Source organism: Dechloromonas sp. CZR5 (genome assembly GCF_008711155.1).
Classification (GTDB): Bacteria; Pseudomonadota; Gammaproteobacteria; order Burkholderiales; family Rhodocyclaceae; genus Azonexus.
Genome location: NZ_VUYQ01000004.1, coordinates 64,584 through 85,357, shown reverse-complemented (window position 1 = coordinate 85,357; position 20,774 = coordinate 64,584). Strand labels below are relative to the sequence as shown.

Below are 20,774 nucleotides of genomic sequence, written 5' to 3'. Positions count from 1 at the left end.
CCAACCGTCACGCTGCTCAGGCCGTCCGGTGCCGTCACCGTGATCGTCCCGCTCGTGCTCTCCGAGGTGTTCGCCACGGTGATCAGGCCGATTTCGTTGACCGTCGCCTGGCCCGTCGCTGCGCCGTTGCCATCGACCGGGGTGATGCTCGGCACGCCGTCGGTGTGGCCGTTGATGGTGATGGTCAGCGTCGCCGTCGTCGTGCTGCCGTCGCCGTCCGTCAGGGTGTAGGTGTAGGTGTCGGTCAGGGTCTCGCCGGTTTTCAGGGCATTGACCGTCGGGTTGGCGTTGTTCAGCGTGTAGGTGTAGCTGCCGTCACTATTCAGGACCAGGCTGCCGTAGCTCAGCGTCGGGCTGGCCGCCGTCACCGGGGTGGCGTTGGTGTCGGCACCGACCGTGTCGGCACCCGCACCGGTCAGCACGCTGCCGCTCACCGTGTTCGATACCGCGTCTTCAGTGATGCTCGCCGTGTCAGCAACCGCCACCGGCTTGCTGTCGGTGATGGTGATATCGAGGCTGTCCGGCGTGCTGTTGCCGGCGCTGTCGGTGACCACGACCGGAATATTGTCGATGACCGGGCCGTTGTGATTTTGCACGAACGGATCATAGGTATAGCTGACGATGCCGGTCAGCGGATTGTATCCCTGCAGGGTCAGGATGCCCTCGCCCGTATTGACCGGATGCGCCGCAAGGTAGACCGGATCGGCCAGCTGGGCGGCGGTAAAGCTCTGCCCGCCGATGCTCAGGCTGGCCAGGCCGGCCGGGGCGGTAATCGTGAAAGTACCCGGCACCGGACCGCTGCTTTCGGCAACGGTCTTGTCGCCATCGGCAGCACCCGGATTATTGGTATCCGGAATGCTGACCGTCGGCTTTTCGGGAACGGCTGTCGTACCCGAAACAGTGGTAATCAGCGGCGCCCCCTCGATGGTCTCGAGCGGACGACCGCGATCCGTGCCGAACTGATAGGCTTGCGTATCTACAGTTTCGACGATACGCAGCAATTCGACGAAGGTATGGCCTTCGTTGCCGCCTTGCGGCCCGGCGCCAGCAGCGGTGTCTTCGAGCAGGTCGTCCAGGTTGTTGCCCGACTGGAGAGCTTGGGTAATTTTCTGGAAACCCTGCGGATTGTTGGTCAGCGCGCTGTCGGAGGCATCCGGGGGAACGGCGGCGGCGACTTCGGCATCGATCCGGGCGGTTTCGCCCGGGCGGACATTCAGTTCACGGCCATCGGCCAGCGCCAGCACAACGTTGGCACCCTGGGCGGCAACAACGCTTTCGCCCTCGCGAATCGCATCGCCCAGCTTGAGGCGACGCATGTTACCGGCACTGTCTCGGGCAAAAGCCTGACCGGACAGAACGGAAACCTTGGCGATGATTTGGGCTTGTGCCATGACCTGACTCCACACACTAATTAGCAATACTCAGAGTGTAGGGAGCGGCGCCCCGGCCGGCTATTGAACCAAAGTACAGTTATTGTAAAAAAGCGTGAGCAATTCCACGCCCGGCGCTCAAACCTGGACGCCGTTGATCCTCAGTGAAAGCTGCAGCCGGTCGCGCAAGCCGAGTTTCTCGAAGATGGCCGACATGTGCGCCTTGACCGTCCGTTCGGTAATCGACAACTGTTCGGCCACTTCGCGATTGCTGGCGCCACCCGCAACGAGTCGCGCCACCTGGACTTCACGCTCGGAAAGCACGGTCGACCAATCGACCCGCGGCGGCCTTTCGCTACGCGCGGCAAGTGCGCGCGACGTTCCTCCGACCAGCCGGCGCAGCAAGGATTGACCTACCCACAGGCCGCCGTTTCCCACCACCAGGGCGACCTGCTGCAAGACTTCCGGAGCCGCATGAGTGTTGCAGCAACCGGAGGCACCCCGACCCAGCGCATCGGCCACGACCTCTTCGTCCGGTTCGTCGGCCAGCAAAACCAGCAACTGCCATGCTGCCAGCGCCGCCGTCGGCATGGCAGCATCAAGCGCTTCGCCGCTACGCTGACGAACCCAGAGCACGACTGGCTCGTCGGCAGGAAGCAAGACAAGCTGATCACGCCGCACAACCCTGGCCTGGGGAAAAGCCTCAAGCCAGGTCGATAACGGCAAGGCATCGCGATCCACAAAACAATGATTCATCAGCGCTCCGTCAGTGCCACGCTCTTGGCACGCAGCACCGGCTTCATCAGATAGGTCAGCACGCTCTTCTTTCCGGTCAGGATATCGACCTCTGCCACCATGCCCGGAATGATCGGCAGGTTGGCATCGCCGAATCCCGCCTTGTTGGTCCGCACGCGCACGGTGTAGAAGGCATTGCCCTTCTCGTCCATGACCGAGTCGGCACCGATATGTTCGAGCGTTCCCTCCAGACCGCCGTAGACCGAGAAATCGTAGGCGGAGAACTTGACCATGGCCGGCTGCCCCGGTCGCAGGAAGGCAATATCCCGCGGCTGGACCCGCGCCTCAAGCAACAGCGTGTCTTCGAGCGGCACGATCTCGATCATGTCCTTGCCCGGCTGGATGACGCCACCCACCGTGTTGACCAGCAGTCGCTTGACCGTCCCCTTGACCGGCGAGCGAATCGACGACTGCTTGACGCGGTCGGACAGCGCGACGCTGCCTTCGGCCAGGCTGTTCAGCTTGCCGGTCGTTTCGGACAATTCCTTGCTGGCGTCGTTGCGGAAGGTCAGCTCAACCTCCTCGATCTTGCGCTGCGCCTCGTTGATCGCGGCCTGGACCCGCGAGATCTGCGCCGAAGCCATATCGCGCTCGCCACGATAGCGCGACACGTCGCGTTCGAGACGCAACACCTCGACCTCCGAAATCGCCCCGGAGTTGATCAGGGGCTTGGTCACCGCCAGTTCCTTCGAAGTCAGCTCGTAGCCCTGGCTGGCTTGGGCGCGCCTGGCCTGCGCCTCGTTCAGTTCCTGATGGCGCTGGGCAAGCTGTTGCCGGGCGATGGATACCGAGGCATTCATTTCGTCGGTACGCGCCTCGTAGTACTGGCGCTCCTGGGCGACGATCTCGGGTGCGACCTTGAGCACCTCCGGCGGCGGCGCGAAAGGCTTGCCGTCGGCAATCGCCTTGAGGCGGGCCGCCTTGGCCACCAGTCCGAGATATTGGGCCTGGTTTTCCTTTACCGAGGACACGAATCGAGTCTCGTCGATCTTGATCAACAACTGGTTCTGCTGGACGACCTCACCTTCCCTGACCAGGATTTCCGACACCAGTCCCCCGTCGATGCTTTGCAGCACCTGAATCTGGCGCGATGGAATGACCTTGCCGTCGCCACGCGTTACCTCGTCGAGCTGCGCCACGGCCGCCCAGAGGACGAAGGCGGCAAAAACGATCCCGATCGATCGCAACAAAACCCGTGCGCGCAACGGCTCCTGGCGAAGGATGGCCAGATCGGCGTCGGTGGCGAAATCGACCGCGTCAATCTCCTCGCGACTGGGCAGGCGCCCGAGTACTTTCTCGACATGAGGCGCGCCCCGCTCAGCGGTCTTTTCCAGCCAGCCGTGAATGGCAGCCCCGATATTCTTCAGGCGGCTCATGCGGCCCTCCCTACCCGGCCGCTCTGCAGGGCCTGGATGACCTGATCGCGCGGCCCGTCGGCAACGATCTTGCCGTCATCGACGACAATGACCCGCGTAGCCAGGTCGAGCAGGCTGTTGCGATGGGTCACGATCAGCACGGTCTTGTGGGCGGCCATACTGCGCAGCCGTTCCTTGAACTGCTGCTCGGAAGAGAAGTCCATCGCGCTGGTCGGTTCGTCAAGCAGCAGAATCGGCGGATCCATCAGGAAGGCACGAGCAATGGCCACACCTTGCCGCTGGCCGCCGGACAGGGAATCGCCCCGCTCGCCGATCATCATGTCGAAACCGTCCGGGTGACGATTGACGAAATCGGTCAAGCCGCCCGCCTCGGCAGCGGCGACGATGGCCGCATCGTCAGCGTAAGGCGCCCCAATGGCGATGTTCTCGCGCAGCGTGCCGTAAAAGAGTGTCAGATCCTGCGCCACGTAACCCACATTGCGCCTCAGGTCGGCCGGGTCGAGCTGCCGCAGGTCGACCCCGTCGATGCTGACCGCGCCTTCGGTCGGCAGGTAAAGCCCGAGCAGCAATTTCTGCAAGGTGGTCTTGCCCGAGCCGACCCGCCCGATGACGACGACCTTATCACCGGCACTGATCTTGCAATTCAAGCCTTTCAGGGCGGCAATCTGGGAATTGGGATAGCTGAAGTGAACATCGCGGAACTCGATATCGCCACGCAACTCCGGCCGATGGACGAAATTGGCCTCGCTCGGCCGCTCCACCGGGTTGTTCATGATCTGCTCAAGCGAGGTCAGCGCGACCTTGGCATTGTGATACTGCATCAACAAACCGACCATTTGCCCGAGCGGCGCCACCGCGCGGGAAGTCAGCATGGTGCAGGCGATCAGGCCGCCCATGCTGAGCTTGCCGTCGGCAATCAGGTAAACCCCGGCAATCACCACCACCACATTGACGATCTGCTGGATTTCCATGGCACCGTTGGTTGCCGCAGCCGACAGGAAGCGCATCTGGTTGTTGACCCGCGCCACGAAGGAAACCGACTTTTCCCACTTGGACTGCATGACGCCCTCGGCCCCCTGCGTCTTGATTGTTTCCAGCGCGGTCAGACTTTCGATGAGCGTCGCGCTGCGCTGGGCAGAGGCCCGATAGGTCGTCTCCGAAAGCGCGTGCATCTTGTGTTGCAGCACATAGGCATAGACAACGACGATAACGAGCGCCAACAACACCGGCAGGACCAGGGGCCAGGCGATCAATGCGATGACCAGCACGAACAGCAGGGCAAACGGCAGGTCGATGAAGGCCGTTACCGACGCCGAGGTGATGAAGTCGCGCACCGACTCGAACGAACGCAGGTTGGACGAAAACGCCCCAACCGCCGCTGGCCGCGCCTCCATGCGAACGCCGAGAACGCGCTCCATGATGCGCGCCGACAACTGCATGTCGATCCGCGCACTAGCCAGATCGATGAAATAGCCGCGCAGCAAGCGCAGCATCATGTCGACGCCAATGACCAGAATCACGCCCAGAGCGAGTACCCAGAGCGTTTCTATCGCGCGGTTGGGCACCACGCGGTCATAGACGTTCATGGTGAACAAGGGCATGGCCAGTGCCAGCAGGTTGATCAGCAGCGCCGCGCCCAGCACATCCCGATAAACCGGCCATTGCTCGCTCAAGGTTCCCCAGAACCAGTGGCGCAACTTGACCTCGCCGACCTGTGGTGTGCGGCTATCAAAGCGGAAATGCGGGCGAGCGAAGATGGCGACACCGGTATAACGGGCTGCCAGGGCCTCGCGTGTCATCAGCACCGAGCCCTGCCCGGTTTCCGGGAAAAGGAGGCGGACATTCTCGCCAGCCTCATCCCCTCCGAGAAGCACGCAGGCCTCCTCGTTTGCCAACAACAACACGGCCGGCAACAGCAACTCGTCGATACGCTCAAGCGGTCGACGGCTCACTTTGGCCGACAGTCCGGCACGACCTGCGGCGCGGGCAAACAGAGAGGGCGAGAGAACACCATTTTGGAGCGGCAGACCCGACACCAACGCCGCCCGCGTGCTGGGGCGGCCATGGATACGGGTTAATTCGACCAGGCAGTCCAGCAGCGGATCATGATGCAGTATGTCTTCCCGCAATCCTGTCGCCCCAATCCCTGTAGACCTGCTTGTATCCTCGCTCATGCCACTCCCATGCAGTTTTTGCGATTCTAGCTTGGCTTTGCTCAACAAGCCCAAAGAAATGTAAAAAGGCGGCCGAAGCCGCCTTTTCGTTTGGGCGGAAGAAATCAGGCCATCAACGGCACAATCAGCAAGGCCACCAGATTGATGATCTTGATCAGCGGATTGACGGCCGGACCCGCCGTATCCTTGTACGGATCGCCGACCGTATCGCCAGTCACCGCCGCCTTGTGCGCATCGGAGCCCTTGCCGCCGAAATGGCCGTCTTCGATGTACTTCTTGGCGTTGTCCCATGCTCCCCCGCCCGTCGTCATCGAAATGGCGACGAACAGGCCGGTCACAATGGTGCCAACCAGCAGGCCGCCCAGCGCCTGCGGGCCGAGTGCCAGGCCGACAACGATCGGCACGGCGACGGGCAGGATCGACGGAATCATCATTTCCTTGATGGCTGCCACGGTCAGCATGTCGACAGCACGGGAGTAATCCGGCTTGGCCGTGCCTTCCATGATGCCCGGGATTTCCTTGAACTGGCGGCGCACTTCCATGACCACGGCGCCAGCCGAACGGCCAACCGCTTCCATGGCCATGGCACCGAACAGATAGGGAATCAGCCCGCCGATGAAGAGGCCAATGATCACCATGTGGTTCGACAGATCGAAGCTGATACCCGTCAATCCGGCAGCCTCCAGGCCGTGCGTGTAGTCGGCGAAGAGCACCAGTGCGGCCAGGCCGGCGGAACCGATGGCGTAACCCTTGGTCACCGCCTTGGTGGTGTTGCCCACCGCATCCAGCGGGTCGGTCACATTGCGGACATCCTTCGGCAGTTCGGCCATCTCGGCAATGCCGCCGGCGTTGTCGGTGATCGGACCATAGGCATCGAGGGCAACGACAATCCCGGCCATCGACAGCATGGACGTCGCGGCGATGGCGATACCGAACAAGCCGCCCATCGCGTAGGCGGCGTAGATGGCGATACAGACCGACAGGACCGGCAGGGCACAGGCCTTCATCGAGATACCGATGCCGGCAATGATGTTGGTCGCATGGCCGGTCTGGCACGACGAAGCGACGTGCTTGACCGGGGCGTAGTCGGTGCCGGTGTAATACTCGGTGATCCACACCAGCGCCGCCGTCAGTACCAGACCGACGACCGAACAGCCGAACATCGAGGCAGTCGTGATCTTGGCCGCTGCGTCACCTGCTCCGATCAGCCAGGAGGTGATCGGATAATAGGCAGCCAGCGCCAGCACACCGGCGACGATCAGACCGCGATAGAGGGCAGCCATGATCTTGCCGCCTTCGGTGGTCTTGACGAACATGCAACCGACAATCGAAGCGATGATGGAAACACCACCGAGCGCCAGCGGGTAGAGCACCAGGTTTTCACCGAGGCCGGCGAACTGCTTGATGGTCAGCGCTGCCAGCACCATGGTGGCGACAACGGTCACCGCGTAGGTCTCGAACAGGTCGGCCGCCATGCCGGCGCAGTCGCCGACGTTGTCGCCGACGTTGTCGGCAATCACCGCCGGGTTGCGCGGATCGTCCTCCGGAATGCCGGCTTCGACCTTGCCCACCAGGTCGGCGCCGACGTCGGCACCCTTGGTGAAAATGCCGCCGCCGAGACGGGCGAAGATGGAGATCAGCGAGGAGCCGAAGGCCAGACCGACCAGCGGTTCGATGACATGATGCAGGTCGGCACCACCCACCGTCGCCTTGAGGAAGGCGTAGTAGCCCGCAACACCGAGCAGCCCCAGACCGACCACCAGCATGCCGGTAATGGCGCCGCCCTTGAAGGCCACCGCAAGGGCCGGGGCAATGCCGCCGCGGGCAGCCTCGGCGGTGCGCACGTTGGCGCGTACGGAGACGTTCATGCCGATGAAGCCGGCAGCACCGGATAACACGGCACCGATCAGGAAACCGAAAGCGGTCAGCCAGCCCAGCTTGGGCACTAGGCCGATGACGAGGAAGAGAATGACACCGACGATCGCAATCGTCTTGTACTGTCGGCTCAGATACGCTTCGGCTCCCTCCTGGATAGCTTTGGCGATTTCCTTCATGCGGTCGTTGCCGGCCGACAACGCGAGAATCTGTTGACTGGAAATCCAGCCATACAGAACAGCCAACACGGCGCAACCGAGCGCCAGTAACAACGCTGTACTCATCACACTCCCCTCCGTGGCTTACAAAAAAATCACACGGCGAATGCCTCCAGCTTCTTCGGCACAGCCATATTTTTCAAGCGGATGTAATCCGGCAAACCGTCGCGGTAGGGCGGCGGCTCCTCGCCGGCAATCAAGGGCTGCAGGTAGGTCCGGCAGGCCTCGGTAATATGGAAGCCGTCCGGCGAGATGAACTCCGGCGGCATCTTGCGTTCAACATTGGCGATCTCGGCCAGCGGCGCATCGCCGATCTGCCAGCGATACGGCTTGTCGGCCAGGCGCTGGATCGTTGCCATTACCGCGTTCTTGCCCTGCAAGGCCAGATCGACGGCGGCAACGCCCAAGGCGTGCGCCTGCTCGATGTCGGTCTTTGAGGCCAAATGGCGAGCCGAACGCTGCAGGTAATCGGCCAGCGCCCAATGGTATTTGTAGCCCAACTTGTCCTTGATCAGCTGTGCGACAACCTGGCCGACGCCTCCCAGCTGCGAGTGCCCGAAGGCATCCTTGGTGCCGGACTCGGCGATCAGCTTGCCATCGGCATCCGACAAACCTTCCGACACGGCCACCGTGCAGTAGCCGTATTGTTTGACGCACTCATCGACACGGGCCAGGAAACGTTGCGGATCGAAGGGCACCTCCGGGAACAGCAGGATGTGCGGCGGCTCGCCGGGCTTGCCGGAAGCCAGACCGCAAGCAGCGGTGATCCAGCCGGCGTGGCGTCCCATCACTTCGAGGACAAAAATCTTGGTCGACGTACGCGCCATCGAGGCGACGTCATAGCCGGCTTCGCGAATCGAGGTTGCGACATATTTGGCGACCGAACCGAAACCGGGGCAGCAATCGGTATGCGGCAGGTCGTTATCGACCGTCTTCGGCACGCCGACGCAAACTACCGGATAGCCCATCTTTTCGGCAATCTGCGACACCTTCCAGGCCGTATCCATGGAATCGTTGCCGCCGTTGTAGAAGAAATAGCCGATGTCGTGCGCCTTGAACACCTCGATCAGGCGTTCGTACTGTGCCTTGTGCTGTTCGAGGCTCTTCAGCTTGTAGCGGCAGGAACCGAAGGCGCCACCCGGCGTATGGCGCAGGCGAGCAATGTCCTCGTCGGATTCGAGGCTGGTGTCGATCAGGTCTTCGGTCAGCGCACCGATGATGCCGTCGCGCCCGGCATAGACTTTCCCGATCCGCTCAGGATGGCGGCGTGCTTCCTGGATCAGGCCGCACGCCGTCGAATTGATAACGGCGGTAACGCCCCCTGACTGTGCGTAGAAGGCATTTTTCGCCGCCATCTGTCGCTCCTTATTTCAGGGCGTCGAAAACGCTCTTGGTGATCGCATCGACGTTGCCGACGCCGGCAACCTTGCGCACCTTCGGTGCCTTGGCATCGCCTTCGGCTGCCCATTTGCTGTAGAAGTCGACCAGCGGCTTGGTTTGCGAGTGGTAGATTTCCAGGCGCTTCTTGACCGTTTCTTCCTTGTCGTCGTCACGCTGGACCAGCGGCTCGCCGGTCACGTCGTCCTTGCCTTCGACCTTCGGCGGGTTGAACTTGACGTGATAGGTGCGGCCGGAAGCCAGGTGGGCGCGGCGGCCCGCCATGCGTTCGACGATGTCGCTGTCCGGAACATCGATTTCGAGGACGAACTCGATCGGCACACCAGCGTCCTTCATGGCCTGAGCCTGCGGAATGGTGCGCGGAAAACCGTCGAACAGGTAGCCGTTCTTGCAGTCGTCTTGGGTCAGGCGATCTTTGACCATGCCGATGATGACGGCGTCCGGCACCAGGCCGCCCGCATCCATGTGCTTCTTGGCTTCAAGGCCGAGCGCGGTGCCTGCCTTGACCTGGGCACGCAGCATGTCACCGGTGGAAATTTGCGGAATACCGAACTCTTTGCTGATGAAAGTAGCCTGCGTTCCCTTACCGGCGCCCGGAGCGCCCAACAAAATCAACTTCATGAATAGTCCCTCTGGTTTTTGACTCGGAATTCTTGTTGTCGGCCGTCATTGCGGCCGTTCGATGAAATTTCAAAATTACTCGCTATTTCCGGCACGGTCAAACAGTTTGCGCATCCGTTCGGCATCCTCCGGCGTGTCGACGCCGGGTGCCGGCGCAGCATCGATCAGCGTCACGCTTATGCGGTAGCCGTGCCACAGGGCACGCAGTTGTTCGAGCGATTCGAACTGCTCGGTGGGCGCCACCGACAGGCCGGCATAGGCCTTCAGGAAGCTGGCCCGGTAGGCGTACAACCCGACGTGGCGATAGGCCGGAAAACCGGCCGGCAGGGTTTTGCCGCCCCCCTCGCTGGCGAAGTGGTCGCGAGCGTACGGAATCGGCGCCCGCGAAAAATAGGCGGCATCGCCGTCAGCCCGGCAAACGACCTTGACCACGTTCGGATTGAAGAAATCGGCGGCGTCGGTGATCGGATGCGCCACCGTCGCGATATCGGCCCCGCTGACCGCCAGCTGGCGTGCCGTCTGCAGGATGACCTCCGGCTCGATCAGCGGTTCGTCGCCCTGCACATTGACGATGATGGTGTCGCTCCCCCAGCCACGCTGCTCGACCACCTCGGCGAGGCGATCGGTGCCCGTCGCGTGATCGCTGCGCGTCATCACGGCAGCCACTTCGTGCGCTTCGGCAGCGGCGCGCACCTCAAGGTGGTCAGTCGCAACCCAGATTTCCTCGGCGCCCGACAGGCGTGCCCGCTCGGCCACCCGAACGACCATCGGCTTGCCGCCAAGATCGAGCAGCGGTTTGGCCGGCAGGCGCGTCGACGCGTAGCGGGCAGGTATGACGACCTTGAAGGCCAGCCCGGACATTATTGCGCGTCCGCAGGCAACTGCCGTGCCTCGTCCTCGAGCATGATGGGAATGTCGTCGCGGATCGGAAAAGCCAGCTTGCACGGCTTGCAAACCAGCTCCTTCTCGGTCTTGCGGTGTTCGAGATTACCCTTGCAAATCGGGCAAACGAGAATATCAAGCAACCTGGCGTCCACGGACTTTCTCCACGATGTAATCAATGAGGGCCGACGACAGCTCGGCCTCGACGGGCAAGACCCATGCCTCGCCCACCGGTAGATTGGTGCATTTTACTGCATCCTTCTCGGTCATCAGCAGGATGCCGCCTGCGGCAAAGGCCAGATCCTCCGCTGTGTAGCGGTGATGATCCGGAAAAGGATGTGCTTCGCAATCCAGACCCAATGCCTTCAAGGTCGCGAAAAATCGTTCCGGATTGCCGATGCCGGCCAGGGCGAACAACCTGCCCCGCTGGCGCAGCGCTTCGGCTGTGCAAGTCCGAATGGGATCGTCCAGGCGATAAAAAGGCCCCGGGCTCAGAAGCATGTCGAAGACCGGAACGCAGGCACCGGAAGCAATGCTGGAAGCGCCGTTGCAAACGATTGCATCGACCGAGGCCAGACGCGACAGCGGCTCGCGGAGCGGCCCCACGGGCAGGCGCCAGCCGTTGCCTGCGCCACGGGCATCAAAGACAGCCAGTTCGACGTCTCGGGCCAATGCATGGTGCTGCAAGCCGTCGTCGCAGAGCACGATATCGACTTCCGGATGCGCCGCGAGCAAGGCTTCGCCGGCTACCGCCCGGCTGCGTCCGACCCATACCGGGAGGCCGCTGCGCCGGGCGATCAGCAGCGGCTCGTCGCCAACGGCCTCCGGCTTGGAATCAGCATGCACCGCACGCACCTCGTCCCCGGAGCGACCGTAACCGCGACTCACCACCCCCGGGTGCCAGCCACGCTGACGCAGTTGACCGGCCAGCCACAGGGTCAGCGGCGTCTTGCCTGCCCCGCCCACGGTGATGTTGCCAACCACCACGACCGGAACCGACAGGCGCCTTGGCTTGGTGAACAGGTGATTCAGGCAACTCAAGCCAGCATAGACAGCCGCCAGGGGAGCAAAAAGCCACAACGCCGGCGTCAGCCGGCGTCGTTCAAACCATTGCCGCTGCAACCAGCGCCCGAACATCAGCGATTCTGTGTCGCGAACGAGATATGGGGATAGCCCGCCGTTTGCGCCGCCTGCATGATATCGACGACGCTCTGGTGGGTCGCCTTGGCATCGGCATTGATGACGATCAACGGGTCTTCCCGACCGCCTGCGGCACGACGCAGGCCATCGGCAATGCTCTTGACGTCGGAAGCCGCCAGCGGCGATTTGTTGATCAGCACCTGGCCGCTGGCCGTCACCGCGACACTGACTTCGTTCGGCTGTTCGGCCTGCTTGCTGGCATCGGCCGTGGGCAGATTGATTTCCAGTCCCGAGAACTTGGCGTAGGTGGTGGTCAGCATCAGGAAAATGATGATCACCAGCAATACGTCAATCAACGGAATCAGGTTGATTTCCGGCTCTTCCCGGCCACGGCCGCGCTGAAAATTCATCGCTCAGGTCCGGTCGCCGTGCATGTATTCGACGAGACGGACAGCCTGCTGCTCCATCTCGACCACGAAGCCATCGACCAAGGCGCGGAAGTGGCGCCAGAAGATCAGGCTGGGAATGGCAATGACCAGACCGAAGCCGGTGTTGTACAGCGCCACCGAGATACCGTGTGCCAGTTGCTGGGGATTGGTTCCCGTCGGCGACTGGGAACCGAAGATTTCGATCATGCCGACCACGGTGCCGAACAGGCCCATCAGCGGGCTGATCGAGGCAATGGTGCCGAGCGTCGTCAGGTAGCGATTGAGGTCATGCGAAACGGCATTACCGGATTCCTCGATCGACTCCTTCATGATCTCGCGGGAGGCATTGACGTTGCGCAGGCCCGCCGACAGGACACGGCCGAGCGGCGAATGGCGCTCCAACTCTTCCAGCAGCTTGTCGTTGTTGGCGCCACGCTTGAACTCGCCCACCGCGCGTTGCAGCAAACCGGCAGGCACCACCTTGACGCGGCGCAAGGCAACCAGACGCTCGATGATCAGGGCTACGGAGATCACTGATGCCAGCAGCAGGGGCCAAATGGGCCAGCCGGCCGCCTTTACGATTTCAATCACGTGTGCCAATCCTCGGTGGAAATTTAGCCTGCAATTTTGCCCTGCCCCCCGTATCAGGGCAAGCGGCGGACAACCGGGGGTTCCGCGGCTTATCCCCAAAACCTGTGGATAAGTCTGTGAATCTCTTGTCATCAAGCGTGCTAAACCCCCTCTACCAAAGGACTTTGCCTGCTCTGCCAAAAAACGAGGCATATCGTTTGTCACATATAAAAATCAATCACTTAGATGATTCTCAATCTGTCAAGCCTGAACGCGTTTTACCGGTCACGCGCTACAATGGCGGGATGTCGATGCCAACCCCGCCTGCCGGCCATTCCGTACTCACCGTTTCCAGCCTCAATCGACTGGTCCGCGACTGCCTCGAAACTGCCTTTCCGCTCACGTGGGTCAGCGGCGAAATATCCAACTTGACGTACGCCGCATCCGGCCATGTCTACTTTTCGCTGAAGGATGCTTCGGCCCAGGTGCGCTGCGTGATGTGGCGCAATCGCGCACAGCTGCTCGGCTGGCGCCTCGAAAACGGCCAGAAGATCGAGGCCCGCGCGCTCGTCTCGTTCTACGAGCCGCGCGGCGAATTCCAGCTCAATATCGAAGCCATCCGGCGAGCCGGTCAGGGCGACCTGTTCGAGCGCTTTCTCAAGCTCAAGGCGCAACTTGAGGCCGACGGCCTTTTCGCCGCCGACGCCAAGCGCCCGCTGCCCGAGTTTCCCCGCCATGTCGCCATCGTCAGCAGCCCGCAGGCCGCCGCCTTGCGCGACGTGCTGACCACCTTGCATCGCCGGGCGCCGCATCTGCGCATCACCCTCTTCCCCACGCCGGTACAAGGTGATGGTGCTGCGATCCGGATCGCCGAAGCCGTCGGGCAAGCCGGCGCCAGCGATTGCGATGTCACGATTCTGTGTCGCGGCGGCGGCAGCATCGAAGACCTCTGGTCGTTCAACGAAGAATGCGTCGCCCGCGCCATACGCGCCTCCAAGATTCCGGTCGTTTCCGGCGTCGGCCACGAAACCGACTTCACCATTGCCGATTTCGCGGCCGATCTGCGCGCCCCGACGCCCACCGCCGCAGCCGAACTGGTCAGCCCCGACCGCGACGCACTGCTCGCCCATCTGGAACGGCTCGAAACCCGGTTGCAGCGACATACCGAGCGATCCCTGGCCGATCTTCATCAGCAGCTGGACTGGTTGGGTTCCCGATTGACCCATCCCGCCGACCGCCTGCGCCAGCGCCGGCAGGAAGTCGGCATGCTTGGCAAGCGGCTGGCGCACGCCTGGCAAGGCAAAATCGGCCGCCTGCACCTGCTGACCGACGCCCTGCAGCAGCGCCAGCTGGGCGCGCGCCCACGCCTATATCGACTCGACGATCGGGTAAGGCATGCCCGCTACCGACTCGGCAAACAGGTCGCCTGGCAAATTTCCGACTATTCCGGGAAACTTAATTCACTCGCCAGCGGTCTGAAGCAACTGGACCCGCATGCCGTTCTGCAACGCGGCTACGTGCTGGCCATCGGCCCGGACGGTCGCGCAGTCCGAAACGCCATCGATCTGACCCCCGGTGACACCCTTCGCTTGAGTTTTGCCCAAGGCGCCGCCATGGCAACGGTGGATCGGGTTGTCGCGGGACCGGAAGCTGACTAGAATTTTCGTTTCACCCCTTAAATACAACGGAGAATACCCATGGAACATCAACTGCCCCAGCTGCCGTACGCCAAGGACGCCCTGGCTCCGCACATGTCTGCCGAGACCTTCGACTACCACTACAGCAAGCACCACAACGCCTACGTCGTTAACCTGAACAACCTGATCAAGGGCACCGAATACGAAGCCCTCGACCTCGAAGCCATCGTCAAGAAGGCCCCGGCCGGCGGCATCTACAACAACGCCGCCCAGGTCTGGAACCACACCTTCTTCTGGAACTGCATGAAGCCGAACGGCGGCGGCGCTCCGACCGGCGCCCTGGCTGCCGCCATCGACACCAAGTGGGGCTCGCTGGACGCCTTCAAGGCAGCCTTCCAGGCCTCCGCCGTCGGCAACTTCGGCTCCGGCTGGACCTGGCTGGTCAAGAAGGCCGACGGTTCCGTCGACATCGTCAACATGGGCGCCGCCGGCACCCCGCTGACCACCGGCGACAAGGCCCTGCTCTGCGTCGACGTCTGGGAACACGCCTACTACATCGACTACCGCAACCTGCGTCCGAAGTTCGTCGAAACCTTCCTGAACAATCTGGTCAACTGGTCTTTCGCCGAAGCCAACTTCGCCTGATCGATCCGTTGAAGCAAAAAAAGGGAGCCGTCGGGCTCCCTTTTTTGTTCCCCCTGCCGCACCATCCCTTGCCCGTCTCCAGATGCCCCCACCGAACGCCCGCCGCCTTCTCGCCAAAGAACTGGCCGCCGCTGCCGCGGCCTACCAGACTGCCGAGATCATTCCGCACTGTCCGGGCTGTTCGCAGCCTTGCTGCAAACTTGAAACGCTGGTTCTCGACCTGGAGTGGAAGCAGATCAAAACGCTCTGGCACCTCCAGGAATCGCGGCCGACCTTTGACAAAGCGCTGTCTTGCGGCAAAGGTCCCGAGGAAATCCGCGAAAGTGGCGGGCGCTACTACGTGCACGGCAAACCCTGCCCGGCCTACGACGATGCCCATGGTTCGTGCCGAATCTACGGCCAGCACCTGAAACCTGTTGGCTGTACCGATTTCCCGGTCTACGAAGACCAGGGCGATCTCATCGCCGACCTGCGCTGCGAAGCGGTCGACCTCAAGGCGCTGAAAGCCCGGATCGCCACTACCCTCGGCCCCGCCTTTCGAATCACCCAGTCCGCAGACGATGAATTCCCGTTCCTGGTGACGCTATCCATCAAAAAGCAGGGCAACAGACGCAGCTAAAGCCCGGCCCGCCCCCCTGCACGCATGCTTCGTCGATCCACCGGAGAGGGCTGTCCAGCCTCACAACATCCCGCGTGGCAGCGAGCCGCTGGAATACAACCCGGTTCAGCCTCTGAGCGTGCAAGCCGAACACCCTGCGTCCTCATTTCCGCCACCATGGGTTGAAACAGGAGTTTCGCCCGGTAGGCCGGCGGCTTTTGCGATCACTTTTTTCGGTCGAGGGTGCCTTTTTTTGACGAGCGCACGTGTAACTTGCAACAGCGCCTGTTCTTCAGATGGCGATTTCGACAGAAAAATCGCCATTGAATTTATCTTTAGAACGGTTTGATTTGCGCCAACTCCAGGCCAGCATTTTTTGACAGGCTTTTTGCTGGACGCTAACCGAGGCCCAGTATGTCCGGCAAAAATACTTCGGTCACCAGAACCTGCTGACCATCCAGCCTGTGCAACGAACGTCGTGCCCAGAGATGCCGAGGCAGCGAGTACCGGGCAGCCGCTTTTCGATACAGCGGATGACGGTCGTCAAGGCGCAGGAATTCGATTTGTCCCCGGCTGAAACCTGGGTAGGCGAAAAGCAGCGAACCCAGCGAACGCGAGCCTAGACGCGCCATCCAGCGCGTCAGACGACCATTTCGAGAAGCAGCCAGCGTGGTGTGGGCGAAGATAACCGGTCGGCCATCGCAGATGAGCTCGACCTCGCGCACCCAGGCCAATGCTCCATCGCAGCCGCCATCGATGGCTTCGTCGGCAAGCGCCTTGCCCTTGCCGAATTGCAACAGGCGAACGCCGAAGCGCTGGCTGGATTGAAGGCAACGCGCGGTAAGCGAACCTGGCTCGGTCAGCCACGAACGCAAAACGGGGGATTGCGGCCCGCCGGCGAGGTGCGACCGCCAGTTGCTGCGCTTCATTACTGCGGACGCGGTGCCTTGTCGATGCCCGAAATCCTGGCGCCCGGCTTGATACCGCGCTGGGCGAACCAGCCAACATTCATTTCCAGCGCAAAACGCGCCGGGCGACGCGCGCAGTGGTTGTCCTCGGTCTGCGGCTGCATGTCTTCGATATTGATGATCGTACCGCCGGCATCCATGAAGGCCACCGACAGGGGCAGCAGAGTGTTGCGCATCCACATGCAGTGGGTGTTTTCATGATTGAATACGAACAGCATGCCGCGCTGCGGCGGCATGCTCTTGCGATTCATCAGGCCCAGCTGACGATGCGGGTCGGTCGCAGCGACCTCGGCCTCGATACGATACATGCCGCTGGTCAGTTCGAGCACCGGCATCGCCGATTGCGCCAAAGCGCCCCCGGCGAAGGTCAATACGGCCAGTCCGGCCATCACGATCTTGTTCATCACAACAGTCCTTGCAATTCCTTGTAGCCGCCGTCAATCCGGCGCCACTCCCCGAGTGGCAGGCCTTCCAGGGTGGCCGCACCGATCGCGGCCCGAATCAGCCGCAACGTAGGATACCCGATGGCGGCGGTCATCCGCCGAACCTGGCGATTCTTGCCCTCGGAAATCCGGATTTCCAGCCAGGAGGTCGGAATCGCCGCCCGGAAGCGAATCGGCGGATCGCGCTCCCACAGCCCCGAGGGAGTATCCACCCGGTGTACCTCGGCGGGCTGTGCCGTGAAGTCGGCAAGTTTTATGCCGCCACGCAAACGATCCAGTGCCGCCTCGTCCGGAATCCCTTCGACCTGCGCCCAGTAGGTCTTCACCAGCTTGTGTTTCGGGTCGGCGATCCTCGCCTGCAACTTCCCGTCATCGGTGAGCAGCAGCAGCCCCTCGCTGTCAGCATCGAGCCGACCGGCCACATAGACGCCCTTGACGGGAATGAACTCGTTCAGCGCCCGCCACTTTCCCTCCGGCGTAAACTGGCTGAGAACACCGTAGGGCTTGTTGAACAGGAGAAGGGAAGACACGACGCAGCGGCGAAAACCTGAGGAAACCCCGATTTTCGCCGATTTCGACAGCGAACAGTATCCTGCGTGCCATGCTCGCCGGAATCGGCAAAAGCAATTGGTGCCTTGGGCGAGACTCGAACTCGCACAGCTTGCGCCACTACCCCCTCAAGATAGCGTGTCTACCAATTTCACCACCAAGGCTGGAACAACCGGCATGGCCGGAATGCGGGATACATCGAAGGGGGCACGATTCTAACCAAAAACCGGCGGCACGTTAACAGGCTGGGCGCAAATTTCCGCTTTCCTCCGCCCACGCCTCCTGTAAACGAAAAAGCCCCGCCGTCGGCGGGGCCTTACCAAGCATAACGACTCGGGCAATGCCTCAGTGGCTGGTACCCTCGGACTTGGTAATCTTGTTCCAGACGTTGTACTTGCCGACCGGTTTCTTCATCGGCAGGCGCTTCACTTCCTTGAGCGTCACGGCATCGTAGATGATCAGCGCACCGTCCATTTCCCACAGGCTGGCCAGGACGTATTTGCCGTCACGGGTGAATTCGACATGGGCAAAGGTCTTGCCCGGCTCCGGTCTCAGTTCGGCGACAACTTCGAGCTTCTCCTTGTCGATCAACTGCATGGTGTCCTTGAACTCGCGGCTCATCATCGAATCGGTCCAGGCGTAACGGCTGTTTTCATGGCTGCGCATGAAGAAGCCGGGACCGCGCGTCTTGATCTGCTTGACCGTCTTCCAGGTATGCATGTCGATGATGCTGATGACGCCTTCGTTGAGGTTCGGGGTGGCCATCACCGTGCGCTCCTGGCCGCCCGAATCCTTCCATTTCCAGCTGATGCCGGAGCCGAGGTGCGGCATGCCGGGCAGTTCGAGATCGGCGATCTTCTTGCGCGCATCGAGATTGACGACCTGTCCGCTTACCGCGCTCTTCGCGTCGTTGCGCGATGCCCCCATCACTTCGTCGTAGCCCTGGGTGAAGTAGAAATCATCAAGGTAATCGTCCAGTTGCGTGCGCATCGGGTTCAGGAAGCCGGGGACGAAGGCACCTTCCTTGTACTTGAAATCGTGGATCATGCCGGCCGGAATGTCGTCAGTCTTGGGGTTGTACGACACCTCCCAGACCTCCTTGACGTCCTTCAGCGCGGCGACGAAGCTCTGGCGGGGGCTGGCGTCGTAGACAGCCGAGACGCGCGAAGTCACCTTGCCGTCCTTGTCGGCCACCGGCAGGATTTTCTTCAGATTCAGGTCGGCATCGAGGATGACCAGGCTGTGCGGCAGATAGTTGGCCACCGCCACCCACTTGCCGTCGCCCGACACCGCCGCGTTGCGGGTATTGATGCCGGCCCGCACCTCGGCAACGACCTTGAGATTCCACAGGTCATACTTGGTGATCCAGCCGTCGCGTGAGGCGAAGAAGACATAACGCCCATCCGGTGTGAATTTCGGGCCGCCGTGCAGCGCGAAACGGGACTGGAAGCGGTGGATGGGCTCGAGCTTGTCGCCATCGAGGATGGAGACATGGTGATCCCCGCTCTCGACCACAACGAAGAGGTTGAGCGGGTCGGCCTTGAAAACCGGCTTGTCGGGCAAGGGCTTCGGCTCCAATACCATGCGCGAGGCGGTGATTTCCTTTTCACCCCAGGCCGGCATCGGCTTGATCGGCGTATAGGCGTAGTCGACCAGCGCCTTGATCTCGTCGGCCGACAGGCGGTCGCCAAAACCGAGCATTTGCGTCGCCGGGCGACCATCCTTGATCACCTTTTCAGCTTCGCCCTTGCGCAGGCGCGCCAGGTTTTCCGGAATCAGCGCCGGCCCGAGGCCGCCCAGGCGGGCTTCGCCGTGACAGGAGGCGCAGTGCTGCTTGTAGGCGGCCGGCGCGTCGGCTGCCTGCGCCAGGTCTGCCATCGCGAACAGCGTGCAGGCCGCGAAGCCGGCGGGAATGAGCACTTTGCCCAAGGTCTTCAGATTCATACTGCAATCTCCTCGTCGCTCAAATAGCAGCCGGGGTCCTCGGCCCAGGGGTTACCGGTCAACTGCTGGGCGCGGACACGGGTATTGCCGTTGCAGATCGGCAGGTAAGCGCAGGTGGCGCAACGCCCCTCGACTGCGCGCGGATAGCGCTTGAGGCCAGCCATCAGGGCATCCGAGGTATCGGGCCAAATCTGCGAGAACGGCCGCTCCTTGACGTTGCCCAGGGTGTGGTGCCACCACATGGTGTCGGGATGGACATTGCCGAGATTGTCGATATTGGCGACGTTGATCCCCGACGAATTGCCGCCCCACTGGCGCAGCTTGGCCTCGACGTGTGCCGCCTTGTCGGGAAAGCGGGCCCGCACCCAGTGCAGGAAGTAGACACCGTCGGCATCGTTGTTGCCCGTGGTGAATTCCTTTTCCAGGCCGCGCTGCTGGTAGTCCCAGCAGGTATCGAACAGAAGGTCCATCGCCCAGCGCGTCAGCTTGTGCTGTGCGTCGTCCTTGCGGTTCTTGTTGCCTCGCCCGGCGTAGTTCAGGTGCGAAAAATAGAAGCGATCGATCCCCTCATCCTCGACCAGCCTGAGCAAGCCGGGCAGGTCGTGGGCATTGTCCTGGGTCATCGTGAAGCGGACGCCGATCTTCAGACCGAGATCGCGGCACAGGCGGATGCCCTTGAGCGAGGCTTCGAAAGCACCGTCCAGGCGCCGGAACTTGTCGTGGGTAGCCCCCAAGCCGTCGAGCGATACCCCGACATAGTTGAAATCGCACTCGGCGATCCGGTCGATGTTCGTTTCGTCGATCAGCGTGCCGTTGGACGACAGCCCGACATAGAAACCCATGGCCTTGGCACGCTTGGCGATATCGTAGATATCCGGCCGCAGCAGAGGCTCACCGCCCGACAGGATGAGCACCGGCACCCGGAACGCCTTGAGGTCGTCCATCACGGTGCAGACCTGCGCATAGGACAGCTCCCCCGGGAAGTTGGTATCGGCCGAAATGGAATAGCAGTGCTTGCAGGTCAGGTTGCAGCGCCGGATCAGGTTCCAGATCACGACGGGACCGGGTGGATTGCGTTTGGGACCGAGTGGCGACGGTGCCGCGATTTCCTGCATGTATTGGGAGATGCGAAACATGAAAACC

The 20,774-nt window shown here is 62.0% G+C and carries 20 protein-coding genes and 1 tRNA gene; 3 read left to right on the top strand and 18 right to left on the bottom strand.

Annotated elements, in window-relative coordinates:
- From F1002_RS20990 to F1002_RS12440, 12 genes are all read right to left on the bottom strand, one after another.
- Positions 1 to 1,391, bottom strand: a 1,391-nt coding sequence (locus F1002_RS20990; RefSeq protein ID WP_191090390.1) for a retention module-containing protein, incomplete at its 3' end; no start/stop codon positions are given.
- Between the two features lie 117 nt (positions 1,392 to 1,508).
- Entirely contained in the window at positions 1,509 to 2,126 is a 618-nt protein-coding gene (locus F1002_RS12490; RefSeq protein ID WP_150429381.1) for a response regulator transcription factor, read from the bottom strand.
- Entirely contained in the window at positions 2,126 to 3,541 is a 1,416-nt protein-coding gene (locus F1002_RS12485) for an HlyD family type I secretion periplasmic adaptor subunit (protein ID WP_150429380.1), read from the bottom strand. The genes F1002_RS12490 and F1002_RS12485 overlap by 1 nt, the downstream gene beginning before the upstream one ends.
- Positions 3,538 to 5,715, bottom strand: coding sequence for a type I secretion system permease/ATPase (locus F1002_RS12480; RefSeq protein WP_150429379.1), 2,178 nt, complete (start codon positions 5,713 to 5,715; stop codon positions 3,538 to 3,540). The genes F1002_RS12485 and F1002_RS12480 overlap by 4 nt, the downstream gene beginning before the upstream one ends.
- A 104-nt stretch (positions 5,716 to 5,819) precedes the next feature.
- Positions 5,820 to 7,874 carry a sodium-translocating pyrophosphatase gene (locus F1002_RS12475; RefSeq protein ID WP_150429378.1) on the bottom strand — a complete coding sequence of 685 codons (2,055 nt, stop codon included), beginning with the start codon at positions 7,872 to 7,874 and terminating at the stop codon, positions 5,820 to 5,822.
- Positions 7,875 to 7,903: 29 nt separating this feature from the next.
- Positions 7,904 to 9,163, bottom strand: coding sequence for a 6-phosphofructokinase (locus F1002_RS12470; RefSeq protein WP_150429377.1), 1,260 nt, complete (start codon positions 9,161 to 9,163; stop codon positions 7,904 to 7,906).
- 10 nt (positions 9,164 to 9,173) lie between these two features.
- Positions 9,174 to 9,827 (bottom strand): adenylate kinase, encoded by a 654-nt coding sequence (adk, locus tag F1002_RS12465; protein ID WP_150429376.1) that lies wholly within the window; start codon positions 9,825 to 9,827, stop codon positions 9,174 to 9,176.
- A gap of 75 nt (positions 9,828 to 9,902) precedes the next feature.
- Positions 9,903 to 10,688: a 3-deoxy-manno-octulosonate cytidylyltransferase gene (gene kdsB / locus F1002_RS12460; RefSeq protein ID WP_150429375.1), complete on the bottom strand. Its 786-nt coding sequence runs from the start codon at positions 10,686 to 10,688 to the stop codon at positions 9,903 to 9,905.
- On the bottom strand, positions 10,688 to 10,864 hold the full coding sequence (locus F1002_RS12455) for a Trm112 family protein (protein ID WP_150429374.1): 177 nt from the start codon (positions 10,862 to 10,864) through the stop codon (positions 10,688 to 10,690). Before F1002_RS12455 ends, kdsB begins: the two co-directional genes overlap by 1 nt.
- Positions 10,845 to 11,846: a tetraacyldisaccharide 4'-kinase gene (lpxK, locus tag F1002_RS12450; RefSeq protein WP_150429373.1), complete on the bottom strand. Its 1,002-nt coding sequence runs from the start codon at positions 11,844 to 11,846 to the stop codon at positions 10,845 to 10,847. The genes F1002_RS12455 and lpxK overlap by 20 nt, the downstream gene beginning before the upstream one ends.
- Positions 11,846 to 12,259, bottom strand: a complete 414-nt coding sequence (locus F1002_RS12445) for a biopolymer transporter ExbD (protein WP_150429372.1) — start codon at positions 12,257 to 12,259, stop codon at positions 11,846 to 11,848. Before F1002_RS12445 ends, lpxK begins: the two co-directional genes overlap by 1 nt.
- A 3-nt stretch (positions 12,260 to 12,262) precedes the next feature.
- Complete coding sequence (locus tag F1002_RS12440) at positions 12,263 to 12,868, bottom strand: MotA/TolQ/ExbB proton channel family protein (protein WP_150429371.1); 606 nt, start codon at positions 12,866 to 12,868, stop codon at positions 12,263 to 12,265.
- 284 nt (positions 12,869 to 13,152) lie between these two features.
- Here F1002_RS12440 and xseA point away from each other — a divergent pair, with 284 nt between their 5' ends.
- From xseA to F1002_RS12425, 3 genes are all read left to right on the top strand, one after another.
- On the top strand, positions 13,153 to 14,505 hold the full coding sequence (xseA, locus tag F1002_RS12435; protein ID WP_150429370.1) for an exodeoxyribonuclease VII large subunit: 1,353 nt from the start codon (positions 13,153 to 13,155) through the stop codon (positions 14,503 to 14,505).
- Positions 14,506 to 14,544: 39 nt separating this feature from the next.
- Positions 14,545 to 15,129, top strand: coding sequence for a superoxide dismutase (locus tag F1002_RS12430; RefSeq protein ID WP_150429369.1), 585 nt, complete (start codon positions 14,545 to 14,547; stop codon positions 15,127 to 15,129).
- An 82-nt stretch (positions 15,130 to 15,211) separates the two neighbouring features.
- Positions 15,212 to 15,748, top strand: a complete 537-nt coding sequence (locus F1002_RS12425) for a YkgJ family cysteine cluster protein (RefSeq protein WP_150429368.1) — start codon at positions 15,212 to 15,214, stop codon at positions 15,746 to 15,748.
- 377 nt (positions 15,749 to 16,125) lie between these two features.
- Here F1002_RS12425 and F1002_RS12420 read toward each other — a convergent pair whose 3' ends face one another.
- The 6 genes from F1002_RS12420 to nirJ all read right to left on the bottom strand — a co-directional run bounded on the left by F1002_RS12420 (position 16,126) and on the right by nirJ (position 20,767).
- Entirely contained in the window at positions 16,126 to 16,656 is a 531-nt protein-coding gene (locus F1002_RS12420) for a chorismate lyase (RefSeq protein ID WP_150429367.1), read from the bottom strand.
- Positions 16,656 to 17,099, bottom strand: coding sequence for a DUF192 domain-containing protein (locus tag F1002_RS12415; RefSeq protein WP_150429366.1), 444 nt, complete (start codon positions 17,097 to 17,099; stop codon positions 16,656 to 16,658). The genes F1002_RS12420 and F1002_RS12415 overlap by 1 nt, the downstream gene beginning before the upstream one ends.
- Positions 17,099 to 17,668, bottom strand: coding sequence for a pseudouridine synthase (locus tag F1002_RS12410; protein ID WP_150429365.1), 570 nt, complete (start codon positions 17,666 to 17,668; stop codon positions 17,099 to 17,101). Before F1002_RS12410 ends, F1002_RS12415 begins: the two co-directional genes overlap by 1 nt.
- Positions 17,669 to 17,766: 98 nt before the next feature.
- Positions 17,767 to 17,851, bottom strand: a tRNA-Leu gene (locus F1002_RS12405).
- Between the two features lie 181 nt (positions 17,852 to 18,032).
- Positions 18,033 to 19,631, bottom strand: a complete 1,599-nt coding sequence (locus tag F1002_RS12400; RefSeq protein ID WP_150429364.1) for a nitrite reductase — start codon at positions 19,629 to 19,631, stop codon at positions 18,033 to 18,035.
- Positions 19,628 to 20,767: a heme d1 biosynthesis radical SAM protein NirJ gene (nirJ, locus tag F1002_RS12395; RefSeq protein ID WP_150429363.1), complete on the bottom strand. Its 1,140-nt coding sequence runs from the start codon at positions 20,765 to 20,767 to the stop codon at positions 19,628 to 19,630. The genes F1002_RS12400 and nirJ overlap by 4 nt, the downstream gene beginning before the upstream one ends.
- Positions 20,768 to 20,774 lie beyond the last annotated feature (7 nt).